The sequence below is a fragment of the Streptomyces resistomycificus genome, from assembly GCF_001514265.1.
Classification (GTDB): Bacteria; Actinomycetota; Actinomycetes; order Streptomycetales; family Streptomycetaceae; genus Streptomyces; species Streptomyces resistomycificus.
The window spans coordinates 1-2,664 of the sequence record NZ_KQ949014.1; the positions used below are offsets into that span (position 1 = coordinate 1).

Here is a 2,664-nt window from a genome sequence, read left to right on the forward strand (position 1 = left end):
GTTCATCGGGCGTTGAAGTACTTGGCTTCGGGGTGGTGGATGACGATGGCGTCGGTGGACTGTTCGGGGTGGAGCTGGAATTCCTCGGAGAGGTGGACGCCGATGCGTTCGGGTTGGAGGAGGTCGGCGATCTTGGCGCGGTCTTCGAGGTCGGGGCAGGCGCCGTAGCCGAGGGAGAAGCGGGCGCCGCGGTATTTGAGGGCGAACATGTCGGGCATGGCGTGGGGGTCTTCGGCGGCGAAGCCGAGTTCGGAGCGGACCCGGGCGTGCCAGTACTCGGCGAGGGCTTCGGCGAGCTGGACGGACAGGCCGTGCAGTTCGAGGTAGTCGCGGTAGGCGTTGGCGGCGAAGAGCTGGGCGGTCTGTTCGCCGATGCGGGAGCCGACGGTGACGACCTGGAGGCCGACGACGTCGGTTTCGCCGGATTCCTCGGGGCGGAAGAAGTCGGCCAGGCACAGGCGGCGGCCGCGGCGCTGGCGGGGGAAGGTGAAGCGGGTGGTCTCGTTGCCCTGGTCGTCCAGGAGGATGAGGTCGTCGTCCTTGGACACGCAGCGGTAGTAGCCGTAGACGACGGCCGCTTCGAGGAGGTTGTCGGTCTGCAGTCGGTCCAGCAGGCCGCGCAGCCGGGGGCGGCCCTCGGATTCGACGAGTTCGTCGTAGGTGGGCCCGTCGCCGGTGCGGGCCTGCTTGAGGCCCCACTGGCCCTTGAAGAGGGCGTCCTCGTCCAGCCAGGTGGCGTATTCCTTGAGCTGGATGCCCTTGATGACCCGCGAGCCCCAAAACGGCGGGGTGGGGACGGGGTTGTCGACGGCGACGTCGGAGCGGACGTTGCCCTCGTCCTGCGGCCGGTCCTCGACCACGGCCTGGGCGGTGGGGCGTACCCGGCGTTGTTTGAGGTCGGGCAGGGACGCGCCGGGCACTCCGCGTTTGACGCCGATCAGGGCGTCCATCAGGCGCAGGCCCTCGAAGGCGTCGCGGGCGTAGCGGACCTCGCCCTGGTAGATCTCGTGCAGGTCCTGCTCGACGTAGGCGCGGGTCAGCGCGGCGCCGCCGAGGATGACCGGGTAGTCGGCGGCCAGGCCGCGCTGGTTGAGCTCCTGAAGGTTCTCCTTCATGATCACCGTGGACTTGACCAGCAGCCCGGACATGCCGATGACGTCCGCGCGGTGCTCGGCGGCGGCCTCCAGGATCGCCGAGACGGGCTGCTTGATACCGAGGTTGATCACGTTGTAGCCGTTGTTGGACAAGATGATGTCGACCAGGTTCTTGCCGATGTCGTGGACATCGCCGCGCACGGTGGCCAGCACGATGGTGCCCTTGCCGGCCTCGTCGCCCTCCACCTTCTCCATGTGCGGCTCCAGATAGGCCACCGCGGTCTTCATCACCTCGGCGGACTGCAGCACGAACGGCAGCTGCATCTGGCCGGAGCCGAACAGCTCCCCGACCACCTTCATGCCGTCCAGCAGCGTCTCGTTGACGATGTCCAGCGCCGGACGGGACCGCAGGGCCTCGTCCAGGTCCTGCTCGAGGCCGTTCTTCTCGCCGTCGATGATGCGCCGCTTGAGCCGCTCCTCCAGCGGCAGCGCGGCCAGTTCCTCCGCGCGGCCGGCCTTCAGGGACTTGGTGGTGGCGCCCTCGAACAGCGCCATCAGCTTCTGCAGCGGGTCATAGCCCTCACGGCGCCGGTCGTAGATCAGATCCAGCGCGGTCTGTACTTCTTCGTCACTGAACCGCGCGATGGGCAGGATTTTCGACGCGTGGACGATCGCGGAGTCCAGGCCCGCCTTGACACACTCGTCCAGGAAGACGGAGTTCAGCAGGACGCGGGCGGCCGGGTTGAGGCCGAAGGAGATGTTCGACAGGCCGAGGGTGGTCTGCACGTCGGGGTGGCGGCGCTTGAGCTCACGGATCGCCCCGATGGTGGCGATGCCGTCCCCACGGGACTCCTCCTGACCGGTGCAGATGGTGAAGGTCAGGGTGTCGATGAGGATGTCCGCCTCGTGGATGCCCCAGGTGCCGGTGAGGTCGTCGATGAGGCGCTCGGCGATGGCGACCTTGTGCTCGACGGTGCGGGCCTGGCCCTGTTCGTCGATGGTCAGCGCGATCAGCGCCGCCCCGTGCTCCCGCGCCAGCCTCGTGACCTTCGCGAACCGGGACTCGGGGCCGTCACCGTCCTCGTAGTTGACCGAGTTGATCACCGCGCGGCCGCCGAGCTTCTCCAAGCCCGCACGCAGGACGTCGACCTCGGTGGAGTCCAGCACGATCGGCAGCGTCGAGGCGGTCGCGAACCGGCCCGCCAGCTCCTCCATGTCCGCCACACCGTCCCGGCCGACATAGTCCACGCACAGATCCAGCATGTGGGCGCCCTCGCGGATCTGCTCGCGGGCCATCTCCACACAGTCGTCCCAGCGGCCCTCCAGCATCGCCTCACGGAACTTCCTCGACCCGTTCGCGTTGGTCCGCTCACCGATCGCCATGTAGGCGGTGTCCTGCCGGAACGGCACCGACTGGTACAACGACGCCGCACCCGCCTCCGGACGCGGATCACGCTCCGCCGGCCTCAGATCCCGTACCCGCTCCACCACCTGCCGCAGATGCTCCGGCGTCGTGCCACAACACCCACCCACCAGACTCAGCCCGTACTCCCCCACGAACGTCTCCTGC

Annotated in this window: 1 protein-coding gene; it reads right to left on the reverse strand. The window is 68.3% G+C overall.

From position 1 onward, the window contains the following. Positions 1–2: 2 nt before the first annotated feature. Positions 3–2,664: methionine synthase (metH, locus tag AQJ84_RS40200; RefSeq protein ID WP_059198923.1), on the reverse strand; the 2,662-nt coding region annotated here is incomplete at its 5' end.